Genomic DNA, 16,937 nt, shown 5'->3' on the forward strand with positions numbered 1-16,937 from the left:
CTCAATTGCAACAAAGCCTTTCCCGTTGAGATGGAGCAACAGCGCGCAATGATCGATCCGGCAACGGCCGAGGACAAGAAATCATGGAAAAATGTGGTGGTTGTCTGCCCTCGGGGTGGAGGAGAGGCCAAACGGTGCTACGACTCCTTAAAGGAGCAGCGTGGAAGGCTTTCCCGACAAGAGAGGAGAGCACAGCGTCTTCTTGGCGACACGCTGCGGCCTCCCCGGGGCAAGCAAAATATTGACGAAATTACCGCACGGTGATGACTCTGGTGCGGATCACATCGGGGTGGGCCTCAATCAAACTGACAACATCAGCCGGAACGGCGCTTTCCAGATCAATAATGTTATACCCGATCCGGCCGTTGCTTTCATTGAGATAACTTGCGATATTGATTCCATGGGACCCTAGGGTCTGTGAGGCAAAACCGATCATCCCGGGTTTGTCCCGATTGATCATGATGATCCGGGTGTGGGAACTGTCGCCCGGAATGGATTCGATGTTGGGGAAATTGACGCTGTGGGTGACGGATCCGCGTTCCAGATACGCCTTCAACTCATTCACCGCCATGGTGGCGCAATGCTCTTCCGATTCCTCGGTGCTGGCGCCCAGATGGGGAGAGGTAATCACCTTCGCATGGCCGATGAGCGCCGCGGACGGGAAATCGGTAATATAGCAGCCGATCTTTCCTGAATCGAGCGCCTGCCGCACATCGTCGTCCACCACCACCCCGCCCCGGGCATAATTGATCAGCATGGCGCCATCCGGCAGTCGGGCAAGAAACGCCTGGTTGACAAAGCCTTTGGTTTTGTCGTTGTACGGCATGTGCAGGGAAAGGATATTCGCCTTTTCCACTACCTCGGAGAGAGAGCGGGACAAAATGACATCCGGCGACAGCATGTGAATATTGGCAAGCGTCGGACTCGGATCAAAACCGATGGTACGCATCCGTCGCTGGGCACCGCCGTTGGCCACCCTGACACCGATCTGCCCCAGGCCGAGAACGCCCAACGTCTTGCCCGCCAGCTCAAAACCACGGAAGGCGGACTTTTTCGCCTCCACCTCTTTTGTCAGCTCGTCATCAGGGAGGGATGCCAATCCCCGGCAGAACTCTATGCCATGATGGATGTTACGCGCTCCGATTCCAGCCATGACAAAAACCAGCTCAGCCACCGCGTTGGCATTTGCCCCCGGGGTATTAAAAACACAGATTCCCCTTTCCGTGGCGCGATCCACCGTTATATTATTGACACCAGCCCCGGCCCTGGCAACGGCAAGCAGGGAAGGAAACTGATCAGTATCGACCTTGCTGCTCCGAACAAGAAGACCATGCGGATCCTTCTCGTCCTGGGTGACATGATAGTTGTTACCCAGGAGAGCGAGCCCCTCCAAGGCAATTTTATTGGCGATCCTGATGCGGAATTTTCCCATTTTTCCCCCTGCCGGTTGCATCATGTTTTTTTTATTGCGTGCCTTAAAAAAGAATAAGGGAAAATGTTGCCGTATTTCAACGAAAACATTTTCCCTTCTTTCGGCAAAAACTACCGTTTGCAGTTTTTTACGACACCGTCACCAGCAGACTCGGCTGCGGCCATTGTCCTTGGCCTGATAGAGCAGCTGATCCGTCTGTTGCAGCCATTCTTCCCGGCTCAAGTCCGGATGCCACTGGCTGAGGCCGATGCTGACCCCGAGCCGTTGTCCCGGCGCCGCGTAAATCTCCAAATCATCAATGGCGCGGCACAATCTCTCCGCCAGAATTTTGGCGGCATCCAGCGAGGTCTCCGGCAGCACAAGAACAAACTCATCGCCACCCAGCCGCACCAGCAGATCACTGCCCCGCACCATGCTGTTAAAGGTGTCGGCAACTTTCTTCAACACCCGGTCGCCTTCAGCATGGCCCAGATTATCATTCACCAGCTTGAACCGGTCAAGATCCATGCAGGCAATGGTCAAAGGATGATTGTGGCGCCGACTGCCGTCCATCAAGGGCCCCATTCTCTCCTCAAAAACTCTTCTGTTGGCAAGCCCGGTCAATGCGTCGCGCCGGGCAATTTCAAAAAGATCTTCATAGTCCAGCGCTCGCTGCAGAGGCTCACGCAAAACCGACAGGGCCTCGTTGATCAAGGCAGCCTCTTCCGCGTCCAGCACTCGAGTCTGGCGCAACACCAGGACCAGCCCACTTGAATCGATCGAACCAAGGTGCCAGTTCTGCACATAAAAATCATCATCACACCAGCCATACCCGCCGTTCTCAAGCCGTGACAGGAAAAGCTTTTCAGCCAGCTCAAAGATGCGCTGCCGCTCCGGACCATGGGAGGAGCTGTACATATAACTGCGTTTCCGCTCCGGATTATGGTAGGCAACGAGATCATGTTCCACCAGCGGCATAAGCCAGATGGAAAACGACTCAATCATGGCGGGAAGATCCACGGCTCCGGCAAGCCGTCCATGCAGTTCATTCAACTGGGCAAGCCGGGCTGTTTTTTTCCGAAACTGATCGAGTTCAGCCATAAGAGCCGGCATGTCGATCTGGCATGTTTCGGGGACCGATTTTTCAGTTTGGCTTAACGAGACGGATTCACTCATTCAGCAACTCCTTTTTCATTGAAAACACTCTTTATCTGCTCAACATAGCTATTTTCATGCCAAGAGAAAAAAGTGCCTACACAAAAAAGCAACCACACCACAACTTACTGAAAATTAAAGTTTTTTTTATCGGTCATCGAGGTGCCGAAAATTTTACAACCAGGAAAATTTTGCCGAGCAAACGCATAACAGGCAAGGCCGCCGACAGACTTGCGTCTTTATCGTCAAATTTTCAACACATGTATCGACGTTTTTTGTTCAAACCTTGAACATTGAAAGAAAAAAATTAACAGAAGAGATGGGAAAGACGAAGGGGAATGGCCTGGAGGGAATAATTTTCCCTCCAGGAACAGCAAAACCGCGGAAGTATTTTTTAAATGCCGTCAATATTTGAGACCGACTCTTTCTCGAACAAGCTCAAGCGTGGGAGATGCCTTTTCCCGTGCTTTCTCCGCACCCTTGGCCAGCAGAGACCGAAGATACCCGGGATCGGCAACAAGCTTTTCTCTTTTTCCCCGGGCAGGACGAAAGTACTCCCAGAGTATGTCCACCAGTTCAAGCTTCAGATAGCCATACGCCGCTCCGCCATTGACATAAAGGTCATGCACCTCCCGCAGGCGATCGACAGGAGCAAAAAGCTTGAAAATATTAAACAAATTACACTTGTCTGGGTCCTTCGGCGCCTCCACCGGCGCGGCATCGGTGACAATGGCCATGACGCTTTTCTTCAAGGCCTTGGCATCAAGGAAAATACCGATGGTGTTGCCGTATGACTTGGACATCTTCTGACCGTCCAGGCCGGGCACCGTCGCCATATTGTCATCGATTGCCGGTTCGGGAACGGCAAAGGTCTCGCCGAAGGTGTTATTGAACTTGATGGCGATATCACGGGCAACCTCAAGATGCTGCTTCTGATCCTTGCCCACCGGCACCAGATCGGCCTGATACAGCAGGATGTCCGCCGCCATGAGCACCGGGTAGGAAAAAAGTCCGTGGCTTGGGACAATCCCTTTGGCCACCTTATCCTTGTACGAATGACAGCGCTCCAGCAAACCAATGGGCGTCAAGGTGGAGAGAATCCAGGTCAATTCGGTCACCTCCGGCACATCCGACTGAACCCAGAAAATACATCGGTCCGGATCAAGTCCCAGTGCCAGAAAATCGGCGGCCGCTTCCAGGGTATCCCGGACAATGGCCTTGCTGTCATGGACCGTGGTCAGGGCATGCAGATTAACAATAAAGGCATAGAGCTCTCCCCGATCCATGTTGTTGATCATGGGTTTCATCATGCCGAAGTAATTCCCTATATGCAGTTTTCCAGAAGGCTGGATACCGGAAAGAATTTTCATATCATTGCCAATGGTGTTTTCTCTGAGCTTTCAATTTGAAGATAGATGAATGTGACCGCGAAAGATGCGACCACTGTTTATACCCATCATGACCGAGAAGGACAATAAAAAAAGGGAGCAAAATTGCTCCCTTTTTTCAGCACTGCAACGGCTCCGCACGCTTATTTCACTTCTTCAAAGTCGGCATCAACCACATCGTCGTCATCTTTCTTGCCGCCGGCCGCGCTTCCGCCGGCCGCGCCACCGGATGCATCACCACCCGGCTGGCCTTTTGATGCCTGGGAATACATGATCTCGGCCAGTTTGTGGGATGCCTGGGTCAGCTCCTCGGTCGCCGACTTGATGGCGTCGATATCTTCGCCTTCAAGAGCCTTTTTCAGCTTGTCAATACCGGCCTGCACCTTGCCTTTGGTATCGGCGTCAACCTTATCGCCGACATCCTTCAGGCTTTTTTCCGTGGCATAGATCAACGAGTCGCCATTATTCTTCGCCTCAACCAGCGCCTTGCGCTTCTTATCCTCATCGGCATGGGCTTCGGCATCACGCTTCATCTTTTCAATTTCCGCCTCGGAGAGACCACTGGAGGCGGTAATCCGGATGGACTGTTCCTTGCCGGTGCCGAGATCCTTGGCCGATACGTGCAGAATGCCGTTGGCGTCAAGGTCAAAGGTGACCTCGATCTGCGGCACCCCGCGCGGGGCGGGCGGAATATCGGTCAACTCAAAACGGCCGATGGTCTTGTTGCCCTGGGCCATTTCTCGTTCTCCTTGGAGAACATGGATGGAAACGGCCGGCTGGTTGTCCGATGCGGTGGAAAAGACCTGGCTCTTCTTGGTGGGCACCGTGGTATTTTTCTCAATAAGACGGGTGGTGACCCCGCCCAGGGTTTCAATGCCCAGAGAAAGAGGGGTTACATCAAGCAGCAGAACATCCTTGACATCACCCTTGAGAACCCCGCCCTGGATTGCCGCGCCGATGGCGACCACCTCGTCGGGATTGACACCCTTATGGGGATCCTTGCCGAAAATCTCTTTTACTTTCTGCTGCACCCTGGGCATCCTGGTCATACCGCCGACCAGAACCACCTCGTCGATATCCGCGGGGGAGAGGCCTGCATCCTTCAAAGCGGTCAGGCACGGCTGCACCGTGCGATCAACCAGATCCTCCACCAGCGACTCGAGCTTGGCCCGGCTCATTTTGATGTTCATATGCTTGGGACCGGAAGCGTCGGCAGTGATAAAGGGAAGATTGATCTCCGTCTCCATGGTGGAGGAAAGTTCCTTCTTGGCCTTTTCCGCCTCTTCCTTCAAACGCTGCAGGGCCATCTTGTCGTTGCGCAGATCAATACCCTGGTCGCGCTTGAACTCATCGGCCAGCCAGTTGACGATGCGCATGTCAAAGTCTTCACCGCCCAGAAAGGTATCACCGTTGGTGGATTTTACCTCAAAAACGCCGTCGCCGATTTCCAGAATGGAAATATCAAAGGTACCGCCGCCCAGGTCATAGACGGCAATGGTTTCCTCGCCTTTCTTGTCGAGTCCGTAGGCCAGGGATGCGGCAGTCGGCTCATTGATGATTCGCTGCACATTCAAACCGGCGATGCGTCCGGCATCCTTGGTGGCCTGGCGCTGGCTGTCGTTAAAATAGGCGGGAACCGTAATGACCGCGTCGGTTACCTCTTCGCCCAGGTATTCCTCCGCGGTCTGTTTCATTTTGGTCAAAACCATGGCGGAAAGCTCGGCCGGGGTATACTGCTTGCCCCCCACCTCGATTGCCGGGTCGCCCTTGCCCTCCACGATCTTAAAGGGGCTGACCTCGATTGACTTCTTGACTTCCTGGTCGCTGAATTTACGACCGATGAGGCGCTTCATGGCAAAGATTGTCCGCTCCGGATTGGTGACGGACTGCCGTTTGGCAACTTGTCCCACCAGCCGTTCACCGCTATCGGTAAAGGCAACCACCGAAGGGGTTGTTCTGTTTCCTTCCGCGTTGGTCAGAACTTTCGGCTCACCGCCTTCCATTACCGCCACGCATGAATTTGTCGTACCCAAATCGATTCCTATAATTTTACCCATAATAATTCTCCAAAAATCTATTTTTGCAACACCGGCTATGCGCCCGCTGTTTCATTTTTTTTCGCCACGACAACTTTTGCCGGGCGGATAAGCCTGTCTTTATACATGTATCCCTTTTCGAATTCCCGCAACACACAGTTGGGCGCGACCTCGTCGCTTGCCTCCATGGCCAGGGCCTCATGAACATTGGGGTCAAAGGGCTGTCCGATACTGTCCAGGGGAGAAACGGCAAATTTTTCCAGGGAACTCATCAACCCTTTACAGGTCAACTCAACGCCGGCCAGCAAATCGTCGGCATTATGCGTCCTGCGGCCCTGCTCCATCGCTCTTTCCAGATTATCCACGAAAGGCAGCAATTCCTTCAGAATCGATTCTTCCGCATATTTCAAAGAGATACTCCGCTCACGCTCCATGCGTTTACGGTAATTTTCAAATTCAGCAGCCAGCCGAAGCAACTTATCCTGTAATTCACTTATCTGCATTTTGGCCTGGGCCAGCTCATCGCCTGCTTCCCCTTCAACCTTGCCGGGAATTTCGACACTTTCATTTTCTTCCGCGCCGTTATCCGAATGGTGTTTCTCCGCGTCGAGCGCGTCCTCGACGATTTCCTCTTTTTCCGCCACCAGCTCCTCCTTTACTCGAAAAACTCACATGTCCCGGAGAGATCCGAAAAGATCATGAAAAATAGAACGCTCACTTTGCCTGCGGCACAACCCCGCTTCCTTGTCCACGACAAGTCAGGCAGGCCGCATATCGTTGAGGGGAACAATAAGTATACTCTTTTTCAATGTCAAGTTATCAGGCCATATTGTTGCATCTTGTTAAAGCCGCGCAAAAAAGTACGCTTCATCGTCTCAACCGCAACCGTCAACAAGGGGAAACGCGGCAAGATGCATAGAATGGAATGGATATCTCGTTACGACGCTAAATATTTGCCAAAATCGCGACTCTTCCTTGATTTCCACGAAAGGTATCTGCTAGTCTGGGACATGAAAGGAATGGATGTGTCACCATCAAAAAAAGGTTCCGCCTTCAACCTGAACAACAATAATCAGCCCATGCAAACAATCAAGCTCACTTTCCTGGCGACACTGCTGTTTTTTCTTTCTCTCGCCGGAGCATCGCAGGCGGAAATGCAACCGCTGCTTAAAAACAGGGCAGGGGTTCCCCCTTTTGACATCTTGAAGGAAATCCTCGCAACCCAAAACAGGCAGCCCTGCGGCAACGACAGACTGCCCCAGGATAACGCCGCCCCCTATATCACCTGGCTGGCTGACTCCGATGCCAGGGTGCAACCGCATTCCATTATTGCCTGCCCTGAAAGAAAAATTTTCTCCGTGCGCAACCTGGCCAACCAGCTCACCTCATCGCTTGCCGCCCTTGATTACGGAGTCCGCCACCTGCACAGCCCCATGCTCCTGATTACCGGCAACACCGACAGCGAGGCGCTCCGTCTCTTTGCAAACGGCTATGCGTATCTTGAACCGACAATACGACAGGAACTCGACCATCTTTACCCCGCCTTGCGATCAGCCGGAACGGAAACAACAGACGAGGGAGGAAACGAGGAAACCAGACAGGTTGAAAAAAATGTCGACTACCAGGTGAGGCAGGCCATGAACCGCTATGCTGACCGCATCAAAAATGGTCGGCTGACGGTGGTGGGAAGCGTTCTTGATATTACCAATCGATACGGCAGAGGCGCAAATCAACTGATTATTATCAATATCAACGGAGAAATCGACGGCCGGAAGCTGAGAAAAATGGAACTGCTGCGCCGCATGGACCCTGTCCTGTTGACTCCCATCGGCAGGCAGACGGCTGGAGCATATGACTGAACAAAAAAATGACGTTCAAGAGACGCGGGAGCTTTTCAGCTCCCGCATCATGCTCACGAGGCGAGATATTTTTTGATGCTGTCCGCGATGGTTGCAAAAATCAGGCGGAACTTCTCTTCATTTCTTTCCAGCAGGGTTACCCGGAATCCCTGGATCGGCGTGGCAAAGGATGAGAGAGGCACAACACAGACCCCGGTCGCGCCCAGCAGGTAATAAACAAAACGCTTATCAAGGGAAATTCCGGGCTGGCTGACCAGCCTTTCTATCTCCGCCTGCACCTGGCTGTTTTCTATCTCCAGCGTCTGCCGGTGATTCAATACCCCGTCACGGAACGCCACACTCATGTAAAAGGCCCCGTTGGTACGGTTCACCAGCACCCCGTCAAGATCCTTCAGCGCCTCATAGGCGATATTGGAACACTGTTCATACCGCTCCACCCGCTCGGCCAGATAATTCCCATACTCCGGATGGCTGACAATGCGGGGCAGCGCTTTCTGCGGCAGGGTTGTCGAGCAAACCTCCACCATTTTTGAGTTGAGGATCGATTTCACATAGCTTTCAAACATGGGGTCACTGTGACCGTTATACACCTCGATCCAGCCGCAGCGTGACCCCGGCCATGGCATCTCCTTGGAAACGCCGCGCATGGCGATGGCCGGCACATCGCCGACAATGTCGGAAATGGGCACGGTTTTCTTGCCGTTATAAACGATATTGTGATACACCTCATCACAGATGACAAAAAGATCATACCGCCGCGCCAGATCCACCATGCCCCGCAGAATGGACTCCGGATAAACCGCGCCGGTGGGATTGTCGGGATTGATGATCAAAATGCCGGCAACCGCGGGATTATATTTGATCCGCTTCTCCAGGTCATCAAGATCCGGATACCAGTTATTTTCCGGATCAAGCATATATGTCACCGGCCTGTCGCCGGCATGAGCCGCCTCGGCGGAGGAATGGGTGGTGTAGCTCGGGGTCGGCACAACCACCCGGGCGGTGGGACGAAGCAAACCGAAAATTTTGGTGATGGCGTCACCAAGCCCGTTAAAGAAAAGAATATCGTCCGCCGTTATCTGCGCCCCGCCGCGCGCATTGGTCCTCTCGGCGATAAACTGCCGGGTTTCCAGCATGCCCCGGGTCGGGCTGTAGCCGTAGCTGAGATCCTCCATCGCCAGTTCCGCGACTATCTCTTTCATCCAGGTCGGAATTTTTTCACCCTTGGCCACCGGATCACCGATATTTTCCCAATAGGTCGACATTCCAAGCTTCTGTAATTTTTCTCCGACACTGACAATATTACGAATTTCGTAAGTCAGTTCACCAGCACCTATATGCACAATATCCGTACGCATTTTTCTGATCCTTTGTTTTCTGCACGGGAAGACAGTTAAAAAACAGACAAGGAATTTTTCTACCACACCCCATAAATATAGTCAACAAGGGGTTTAAGCTATCCGGAAAGGGTGCCGATGAGAGGTGTAAGAGCAATTTTTTTTCCAGGGAGGGAAGAAAATGGCACAGATCTGGAAATTTTCGATCAGCGACAACAAGGTGACAAGCGGGAGACGCGAAAGAATGCAGCTCTCAAAAAACGGCTGCAACGAACCGTTTAAAAACCGATATTGGTGTCCGAAAGCGCAGTGGTTCATGAAGGAAGCCTGCCCGTTCATAAACCGCCGTGAATGCGAAAATTACCGGGTCATGTGCGGCAGCCTCTAATGGATGAACAGCGGGGTAAAATCAAACTGTCAGATGATATGCTCCCTGCCCCTGAGGCACGGAGCGGTAACTGGCAATCCCTTTCATTGCAACAGATGTCGTCCCCGACATTTTTTCGTTTTCCGTTGATGACGTCCCGGCTGCATCGGCATCGGCTTCTTCGCCGGAGGATTCATCGACAATCTTCTCCCGGGTATCGGCTTCTATTTTTTCCAGGCGCAAGTCTTTCACGGCTTCGCTTTTGACCACGGAAGCAGCCTGTGCCACTTTTCGATCCTGCGGGGAAGGATCAGCGGGCGCCAGTGCCGCTGATCTGACCCGATCCATCTTGGATATGGTTTCCGTCGGTGTGTCACCTTTAGAGGTATCAATCGACACCTCACCGGCAACCGCATAATTGCGGCCATCCGGTCCTCTTCTATAGGAGAAGTTGGCCCCGCCCTTGGCAAGGCCGCCCGCCGCGGCAAGATGGGCCTGCTCATGAGCGCGGACCTCACCGTCAGCTTTTTTCAGTTCCATGAGCAGTGTCACCTCTTCCGCAGAAAGGGGCTCGCCGTCACGCCCCTTGGGCTGCGAAGAGGTCACGGACCGAGCCGCGTCTGTTTCTTCGGTCGATTGGTCGCCATCCTGCCCCGCAGCCATTTGGGAGCCGGACAGATCCGTTTCGTCGGCATCATCCGTAACGCCGGTGCCCTTTTCCGCCGCAAGCCGCTGATCCTGAGCCGCATAGACGCGCGCCGCGCACTGCAGGCAATTCCCGCACCGGCATCCGGAGGAAAACAGTCCGCCGCTCTCGGCGGTCGCTTTGTTTTTCCAGGAAAGACCCCGCTCAAAAACATCACCGGCATTGCCGTTGTCCCGCGGCTCCGGTGTTTGCCCGGGAACCCCGGAAAAACCACTTCCGCTCGGTGCCGCAGGGGAGGAGATCCGGGTAAATATTGCACTTAATCCGGTCATAGCAGCAACTCCCGAAAATTTGTCGGGCCGTGGCGAAATACCCATTACAGCCCAACCAATTGGCCACGGCCTCGCATGCCACGTTAATTTCCGAAAATGGCTTCACGGCACAACAGGTCAAAAAAGCAGTGGACATGCCAATCATTATTCTTATCGGAAAAACGGAGGCCTTACTTAAATTTTTTTTCAAAAAAAATCCCCGGCCAAAGCCGGGGATGATTCGCACCTTTCCAACATGGCGGAAAAACTACTTCCGCTCATCAATGGGAACAAAGGCTTTGCGTGTCGGACCGGTATAAATCTGACGCGGCCGTCCGATGCGCCAGTTCGGATCATCCCACATCTCCGTCCAGTGAGCGATCCATCCCGGCAGACGCCCCAGGGCGAACATAACGGTGAACATATTGTTGGGGATGCCGATGGCCCGATAGATGATACCGCTGTAAAAGTCCACATTGGGATAAAGATGGCGTTCAATAAAATAGTCATCCTTCAAAACCACCTCCTCAATCTCGCGGGCGATATCAAGCAAAGGATCTCCTTTGAAACCAAGCGCCTCAAGCACCTTGTCACAGGCGCCCTTGATGATGCGGGAACGTGGATCATGGCTCTTATAAACCCGATGACCGAAGCCGACCAGCCGGAAAGGATCCTTGGGATCCTTCGCCTTTTCAATATATTTCCGGTAATCATCGCCATTTTCATAGATCTCCTCAAGCATTTCGATCACCGCCTGGTTGGCGCCGCCGTGCAAGGGACCCCAGAGGGCGTTGATACCCGCGGAAATTGAGGCGTAGAGATTGACCCTGGCGCTGCCGACCAGACGCACGGTGGAGGTGGAACAATTCTGTTCATGGTCGGCATGAAGAATGAGCAGCTTGTTCAAGGCGGACACCACGGCGTCATTCACCACATAGGGCTGCACCGGAGAATCAAACATCATGTTGAGAAAATTGGCGCAATAGGAATAATCATGGCGCGGATAAACCAGAGGTTGCCCCATGGACTTCTTATAGGAAAAGGCGGCAATGGTCCTGATCTTGGAAATAAGCCGCGCGCTCATGAGATCAATATTGTCCAGGGGATTGGCCGCCATCTCCGGATAAAAATTACAAAGCGAGTTGACCATTGAGGACAGGATGGACATGGGCGGGGCATATGGAGGAAAATGATCAAAAAAATGAATCATATCCTCATGAAGCAGGGCGAAACGGCCCAGCATGGTGCTGAAATTACCCAGCTCCTGACGGGTGGGCAGAGAACCGTGCACCAGCAGATAGGCGACCTCGACAAAGGTGCAGTTATCCGCCAGATCCTCGATGGCATACCCGCGGTAGTTGAGAATCCCTTTTTCCCCGTCCAGATAGGTGATCTGACTGCCGCAGGAACCGGTGTTCATGTAGCCCGAATCAATGGTCACATAGCCGGTTTCCGCTCGCAACGTTCTGATGTCAATGGCCTTTTCCCCTTCCGACCCGACAATAATCGGCAGGTTATAGGTTTTCCCGTCGATTGTCAGCTGCGCCTTTTTATCGGTAATAAACTTATTAAGCATATTGCTATCCTTTCTCGCACACGCATCAGAGATTGACGAATGCTGTTTAACTCATTATAAAAGGCGGATTATAGGAAAGTTTACCACAACTTTCAACCAATAATATGTAACCCATGTCATCTCAACGAGTTAGAGCCAAGCGAAACCCAAACTGGAATAACCGCAAAGTGACACCGCCAAGCAGCATCTACCAGCAACGACTGGCACAATTTATCGAGCAGGTTACCGTCTATCCGGTTTCCTGCGAAAAACTCGCCCGCGGACGAAGCGACGAACAGTGGCTTGACGGGGTTCTTGCCGGAGGCGCACGCATCGTGCAGCTGCGGGATAAAATTTCCGACGACCGCATCCTGTTTGCCAAGGCGTTGGTTTTCCGAAAAAAAACCAGCGCGGCTGGCGCCCTGCTTATCGTCAACAACCGGGTCGACATCGCCCTGCTTGTCTCGGCCGACGGCGTGCATCTCGGCAACAGCGACCTGCCTGCCGAGGAAATACGGCGGCTGGCCCCGGACCTGCTCATCGGCGTATCGGCCAACAGCCGCGAACAAGCAGCATCCGCCAGGGAGCGGGGGGCGAGCTATTACAATATCGGCCCGCTTTTTCCCACATCGACCAAAGCAGGTCTGACGGAATTTATCGGCGAACAAGCCATCACCGACTACTCCTCTCTTTCCGACCTGCCCTTCACCGTGATGGGCGGCATCAAACTCCCGCATGTGGCAGGGCTGACCGCGCTGGGGGCCAAACGCATTGCCGTTGTCACCGCCCTGACCCAGGCAGACGACATCGCCAGGGAAACCAGACGCTGGATCGAGGCGATCGGCACCGGAATCAAAACTCGCGGAGAACGACATTGCTAAGCGACAAAATCAAGGAAATCAAATTACTCATGCAATATGCCGTCCCACCTGAAGAGCGGGAGCAGGCGCTGGCCCTGCTGGAAAAATACGACGGCGACCGCATTGCCCTCAATCTTTTTCATTCTTTCTACAGTTATCTGCCGGAAGGGCTGGATGACGCCATCAGCGCCGTCCACGTTCTGGCACGAAAAGAAGGGTTGTTTCTCCTCTGCGCCGTCACAGGCATCAACAACTATCTCTACATGGTGAGCCAGGAGGATGCGGAATTTCTCGGCAGCAGCGCGGAGGGAATCTGGGACAGTGACGTCCGGGACTTTTTCGGCTATCGGGATCAGGAGGAAAGCGCCAAAGAATTGGCGGATATTTCCAGTTTTTCCCCGTATACCCCCGCCCATGCGGATGAGGAACTCTGCCCGGTCTGTTCGGCCGCGGACGGCGAACTGCACGCCCTCGGCTGCCCGGTGGAGGTCTGCCCCTGGTGCGACGGGCAACTGACCAGATGCAATTGCCGCTTCACCATCACCGGCAAGAGCAAACTGCACACCGAAGCGGATCTGCTTCCCCTGCAGGAAGAACTGCATAAAAAAGGGCGCGTCCCTTATGATGCCAAGAGACAGCGCCCCGCGTATCCCGAGGATATTGAAAGCTGATTCCCGAGTTGCAATACCATGCAGGAAACAAATACTTTTTTGAGTTACTCGAAGCGTGCTTTCAGAAAATTCAGTTGCCGGGAAACGGAATAAAACCTCTTACTTCAGCTCATCCAGGTATCTGTAAAACTCGGAATCGGAAGAAATAATCAACCGGGTATTACCGCCGATGGTGTTCTGGTAGGCCTCCAGGCTCTTGGAAAAGGCATAAAACTCAGGATCGCGGCCGTAGGCCTCGGCATAAATTCCCGCCGCCTCCGCATCGGCCTTTCCCTTGATTTCCTGCGCCTTGCGGGTTGCCAGGGAGGTGATCTCCTTCAGCTCACGATCCACCTTGCCGAGAATTTCCGCCTTCTGGCCTTCACCAAGGGATCTCTTTTCCGCCGCAATCCTCTTCCTTTCGGAAATCATGCGTTCATAAACCTTCTGGCGCACACTGTCGATATAATTGACCCGCTTGAACATGACGTCAACCAGTTCAATACCGTACTCGGGAGTCAGCTTGGCGGCCGACTCAAAAATCATCTGGGAAATTTTGTCGCGGCCAAGCTTGATCGGCTTTGCCACCTCCGCTTCGGCAACCGAACTTTTGATCGTGCCGGGAACCCAGTCGGAACTTCTGATAATTTCCACCAGATCGTTTTTATTCACCATGTCCCGGATGGTACTGTCAATGATATCATCAAGAATGGTCTGGGCCCGGGTGACATTATTGACCGACTGGAGAAAACGCAGCGGATCGGAAATGCGCCAGCGGGCGGTGGCGTCGATATAGACAAAGGTCTTGTCATTGGTGGGGATCTGATTGGGATCGCCATCCCAGATCATCACCCTTTTTTCAAAAAACCGCACATCCTGGATAAACGGTGTTTTGAACTTGAGTCCCGCCTCGGTCACCGGCGTGCCGACCGGAGCACCAAACTGGGTCACCACCACCTGCTGCCCTTCAGGCAGGATATAAAAACCGTCCCAAACGGTGATGCCCGCGCCAACCACAAGGGCAATCAAAATATAACGCACAAAGATATTCACTGTATTCTCCCTTTGACTCATTGACAGAGTTTCATTGAGAGGCCCCGAAAATGGTCATGACCTCTCCACCCATTTCATCCCGGCCCCTGATGCCGTTCACACTCCTGCGATGCAGCAGTTTTTTTACTGCGGCTGCGCTTTTTGATCCGAAGATTTGCGGGTCGAGGTCAAATCAAGAAAAGGCAGTATCGCCTGCTGCTGCTTGTCAATGACATAAACATCCGTCACTGTCGGCAGCACCTTCTGCATGGTCTCCAGGTACATCCTCTTGCGGGTCACGTCCTCGGCCTTTTTGTATTCCTCGAGAATGGCGAGAAAACGGCTGGTTTCACCCTTGGCCAGGTTGGTTCGTTCAACCGCATAGCCGTGCGCCTCCTCCAGCACCTTCTTGGCGTCACCGCGGGCCTTGGGAATAACATTGTTGTACGTCTGTTCCGCCTCGTTGACCATGCGCTTCATTTCCTGATCCGCTTCATTAACCTCGTTGAAAGCGGGCTTGACCGTGTCCGGCGGGTTGATATCCTGGAGTTTGACCGCAAGGATATTGACACCGCTTTCGTAGCGGTTCAGATTTCCCTGCAAATCCTTGGCGATCGATGCCTCAAGGATCTCGCGATTGCTCAGCACGTAATCAAAATCCTGATTACCGACAACGCGGCGAATAACCATTTCCCCGATATCGCGCACCGCCTGATCCACATCCCGCACCTTGAAAACGAAATGAAAGGGATCGGCAACCTTGTACTGAACAATCCATTCGACATCAATGACGTTCTTATCCCCGGTCAGCATCAGCGATTCCACATCAAGACCTTCCTTGACATAGATCGATTTCTCCCCCGGAACCTTGGTGCGGAAGCCGAATTCCAGTTTGCGCACCGTCTCCACATCAACCTTGACCACATCGTCAATGATGGGGACCTTGAAGTTGAGCCCCGAGGAGGCAAGCTTATTGAACTTGCCGAACCGCAGAACCACGCCTTTTTCACCCGGCTGGATGGTGTAAAAGGACGAATAGAGGATCTGAATGATGAAGACGACCGCGACAATGGCGACAATTTTCATGATGCCGGCGCCGATGTTCGGCGGCGTGCCTGGAGACGAGGAAGGAGTCTCACCCCCGCCGTTGCCCTGCCCTCCGCGGTTCTCAAAGCTGTCTTTGATCTTTTTCAAAAAACCGGCAAGGATATCTTCCGGAGAGGTGGGACGCTTTTTCTGACCCCACGGTGGTTGTTGATCGTCGAATGCCATTTTTCGTTCCTGTTTCAAATTGAAGAGATCAGCTCGCCGGCATGGCCGCATTGTAAAGGGCAGCCCCGACAAACACTGTGTTTTTCATTACACCATTTTTATCAAGAAAAGGCAAGCCACCAGCCGCCGATAACGAGTAGAAGAGTCGACATCAGGAAGCAGAACTGGCGCTTCCAGGAATTGCTCCATGTCAGGAAATTCGGGAACAAAGCGGCAAGAAAGCCGATGGCCACCCCGGCAAGCAGCCCCCAGAAATGGGCGCCCAGATCGGTTCTTTCGCCGCTGCTGCCCAGCATGGCGAGCAGGCTGAGTCCCGCGCCCAGGGGCAGAATAATTCCCTGCAGGCGGAGTTGCCTTTTCAGCTCAAGACCGGTCAAAATGCCGATGGCGCCGAAGACGGCGGTGGAAAATCCCACGGACAGATGCTGCTCCGCACGGAGAAAGATGTTTAAACTGTTGCCGAGGATTCCGGCGGCCAGCACAAGCAGCCAACCAAGGCCGCTGCCCAGTATTTTGCAGAGAAAATGGATCACCATGCCACCGATGATGACATTGCCCAGCACATGCACCGGGTCGGCATGCAGGGTCAGTCCGGTCAGCAGACGCCACCACTGGCCGTGGTTGACAATCTGTTCTAAATTCACCGCACCTGCCTGAAACCAGGGGCTGCCGTCCCGCCATGGCCCGGTGACCCAGTAAAAGATCAGGAGAAACCCCATGAGCAGCAGGGTGGGCGGCTGTCTCTCCCGGAAGGAAAAAAACCCGACAGGCTCCTCTTTCCGGGGGGGCCAGTTTCTGTTTTCCCGCTCAAAAGCGGCAATATGACTGATGGCAAAAGATTTGTCCCGTTCATCCACACTGAGCAGCCAGTAATTGGACTCCCTGACCAGACGATGCGGGACATTGACGGACTGCAGCACCAGCGACCAGATATAGGCCTGCTGGTATTTTTTAATGTGGGCCAGGGAAACCCAGTTTTCATTTTCCGACACAAGGGTCAACGCTGCCGCGTCCTTCCGGCCAGGGGGGACAATGCGCATCGCGCCCCGCGCACCCTG

General features: G+C 53.5%; 16 protein-coding genes. 5 read left to right on the forward strand and 11 right to left on the reverse strand.

Translation table 11 applies throughout. The features are described from left to right. Window positions 1–48 precede the first annotated feature (48 nt). Entirely contained in the window at window positions 49–264 is a 216-nt protein-coding gene (locus tag BM485_02745; GenBank protein ID OKY76187.1) for a hypothetical protein, read from the forward strand. Here the strand turns inward: BM485_02745 and BM485_02750 are convergent. The 5 genes from BM485_02750 to BM485_02770 all read right to left on the reverse strand — a co-directional run bounded on the left by BM485_02750 (window position 251) and on the right by BM485_02770 (window position 6,637). Beyond that, the gene (locus BM485_02750) at window positions 251–1,432 is read right to left on the reverse strand and encodes a 3-phosphoglycerate dehydrogenase (protein ID OKY76188.1); all 1,182 of its coding nucleotides are present in this window, start codon (window positions 1,430–1,432) and stop codon (window positions 251–253) included. The two genes, BM485_02745 and BM485_02750, sit on opposite strands and share 14 nt — an antisense overlap. Window positions 1,433–1,570: 138 nt before the next feature. Beyond that, window positions 1,571–2,587, reverse strand: a complete 1,017-nt coding sequence (locus BM485_02755) for a hypothetical protein (GenBank protein ID OKY76189.1) — start codon at window positions 2,585–2,587, stop codon at window positions 1,571–1,573. 383 nt (window positions 2,588–2,970) lie between these two features. After that, window positions 2,971–3,936 carry a tryptophan--tRNA ligase gene (locus BM485_02760; protein ID OKY76190.1) on the reverse strand — a complete coding sequence of 322 codons (966 nt, stop codon included), beginning with the start codon at window positions 3,934–3,936 and terminating at the stop codon, window positions 2,971–2,973. A 161-nt stretch (window positions 3,937–4,097) separates the two neighbouring features. Continuing rightward, entirely contained in the window at window positions 4,098–6,011 is a 1,914-nt protein-coding gene (locus BM485_02765; protein OKY76191.1) for a molecular chaperone DnaK, read from the reverse strand. A 35-nt stretch (window positions 6,012–6,046) separates the two neighbouring features. Beyond that, on the reverse strand, window positions 6,047–6,637 hold the full coding sequence (locus BM485_02770; GenBank protein ID OKY76192.1) for a nucleotide exchange factor GrpE: 591 nt from the start codon (window positions 6,635–6,637) through the stop codon (window positions 6,047–6,049). Window positions 6,638–7,069: 432 nt separating this feature from the next. Here BM485_02770 and BM485_02775 point away from each other — a divergent pair, with 432 nt between their 5' ends. Beyond that, window positions 7,070–7,849 carry a hypothetical protein gene (locus BM485_02775; protein OKY76594.1) on the forward strand — a complete coding sequence of 260 codons (780 nt, stop codon included), beginning with the start codon at window positions 7,070–7,072 and terminating at the stop codon, window positions 7,847–7,849. A gap of 53 nt (window positions 7,850–7,902) precedes the next feature. Here BM485_02775 and BM485_02780 read toward each other — a convergent pair whose 3' ends face one another. Beyond that, a complete protein-coding gene (locus tag BM485_02780) occupies window positions 7,903–9,207 on the reverse strand; it encodes an aminotransferase (GenBank protein ID OKY76193.1) in 1,305 nt (434 codons plus the stop codon). Between the two features lie 160 nt (window positions 9,208–9,367). Here BM485_02780 and BM485_02785 point away from each other — a divergent pair, with 160 nt between their 5' ends. Continuing rightward, window positions 9,368–9,574: a hypothetical protein gene (locus BM485_02785; protein OKY76194.1), complete on the forward strand. Its 207-nt coding sequence runs from the start codon at window positions 9,368–9,370 to the stop codon at window positions 9,572–9,574. Between the two features lie 21 nt (window positions 9,575–9,595). Here the strand turns inward: BM485_02785 and BM485_02790 are convergent, their stop codons facing one another. Both BM485_02790 and BM485_02795 read right to left on the reverse strand, forming a co-directional pair. Then, complete coding sequence (locus BM485_02790) at window positions 9,596–10,531, reverse strand: hypothetical protein (protein OKY76195.1); 936 nt, start codon at window positions 10,529–10,531, stop codon at window positions 9,596–9,598. Window positions 10,532–10,778: 247 nt separating this feature from the next. After that, complete coding sequence (locus BM485_02795; protein OKY76196.1) at window positions 10,779–12,086, reverse strand: citrate (Si)-synthase; 1,308 nt, start codon at window positions 12,084–12,086, stop codon at window positions 10,779–10,781. Between the two features lie 167 nt (window positions 12,087–12,253). Here BM485_02795 and BM485_02800 point away from each other — a divergent pair, with 167 nt between their 5' ends. Further along, the gene (locus tag BM485_02800) at window positions 12,254–12,946 is read left to right on the forward strand and encodes a thiamine-phosphate diphosphorylase (GenBank protein OKY76197.1); all 693 of its coding nucleotides are present in this window, start codon (window positions 12,254–12,256) and stop codon (window positions 12,944–12,946) included. Continuing rightward, window positions 12,940–13,596 (forward strand): hypothetical protein, encoded by a 657-nt coding sequence (locus BM485_02805; GenBank protein OKY76198.1) that lies wholly within the window; start codon window positions 12,940–12,942, stop codon window positions 13,594–13,596. Before BM485_02800 ends, BM485_02805 begins: the two co-directional genes overlap by 7 nt. Window positions 13,597–13,695: 99 nt before the next feature. On the opposite strand, the gene BM485_02810 is transcribed toward BM485_02805, so the two are convergent. From BM485_02810 to BM485_02820, 3 genes are all read right to left on the reverse strand, one after another. Beyond that, window positions 13,696–14,649, reverse strand: coding sequence for an HflC protein (locus BM485_02810; GenBank protein ID OKY76199.1), 954 nt, complete (start codon window positions 14,647–14,649; stop codon window positions 13,696–13,698). 102 nt (window positions 14,650–14,751) lie between these two features. Continuing rightward, a complete protein-coding gene (locus tag BM485_02815; protein OKY76200.1) occupies window positions 14,752–15,879 on the reverse strand; it encodes an HflK protein in 1,128 nt (375 codons plus the stop codon). Window positions 15,880–15,980: 101 nt separating this feature from the next. After that, a complete protein-coding gene (locus tag BM485_02820) occupies window positions 15,981–16,919 on the reverse strand; it encodes a hypothetical protein (GenBank protein ID OKY76201.1) in 939 nt (312 codons plus the stop codon). Between the last annotated feature and the right edge of the window lie 18 nt (window positions 16,920–16,937).

Source organism: Desulfobulbaceae bacterium DB1, from assembly GCA_001914235.1.
In the GTDB taxonomy this organism is placed as follows: domain Bacteria; phylum Desulfobacterota; class Desulfobulbia; order Desulfobulbales; family SURF-16; genus DB1.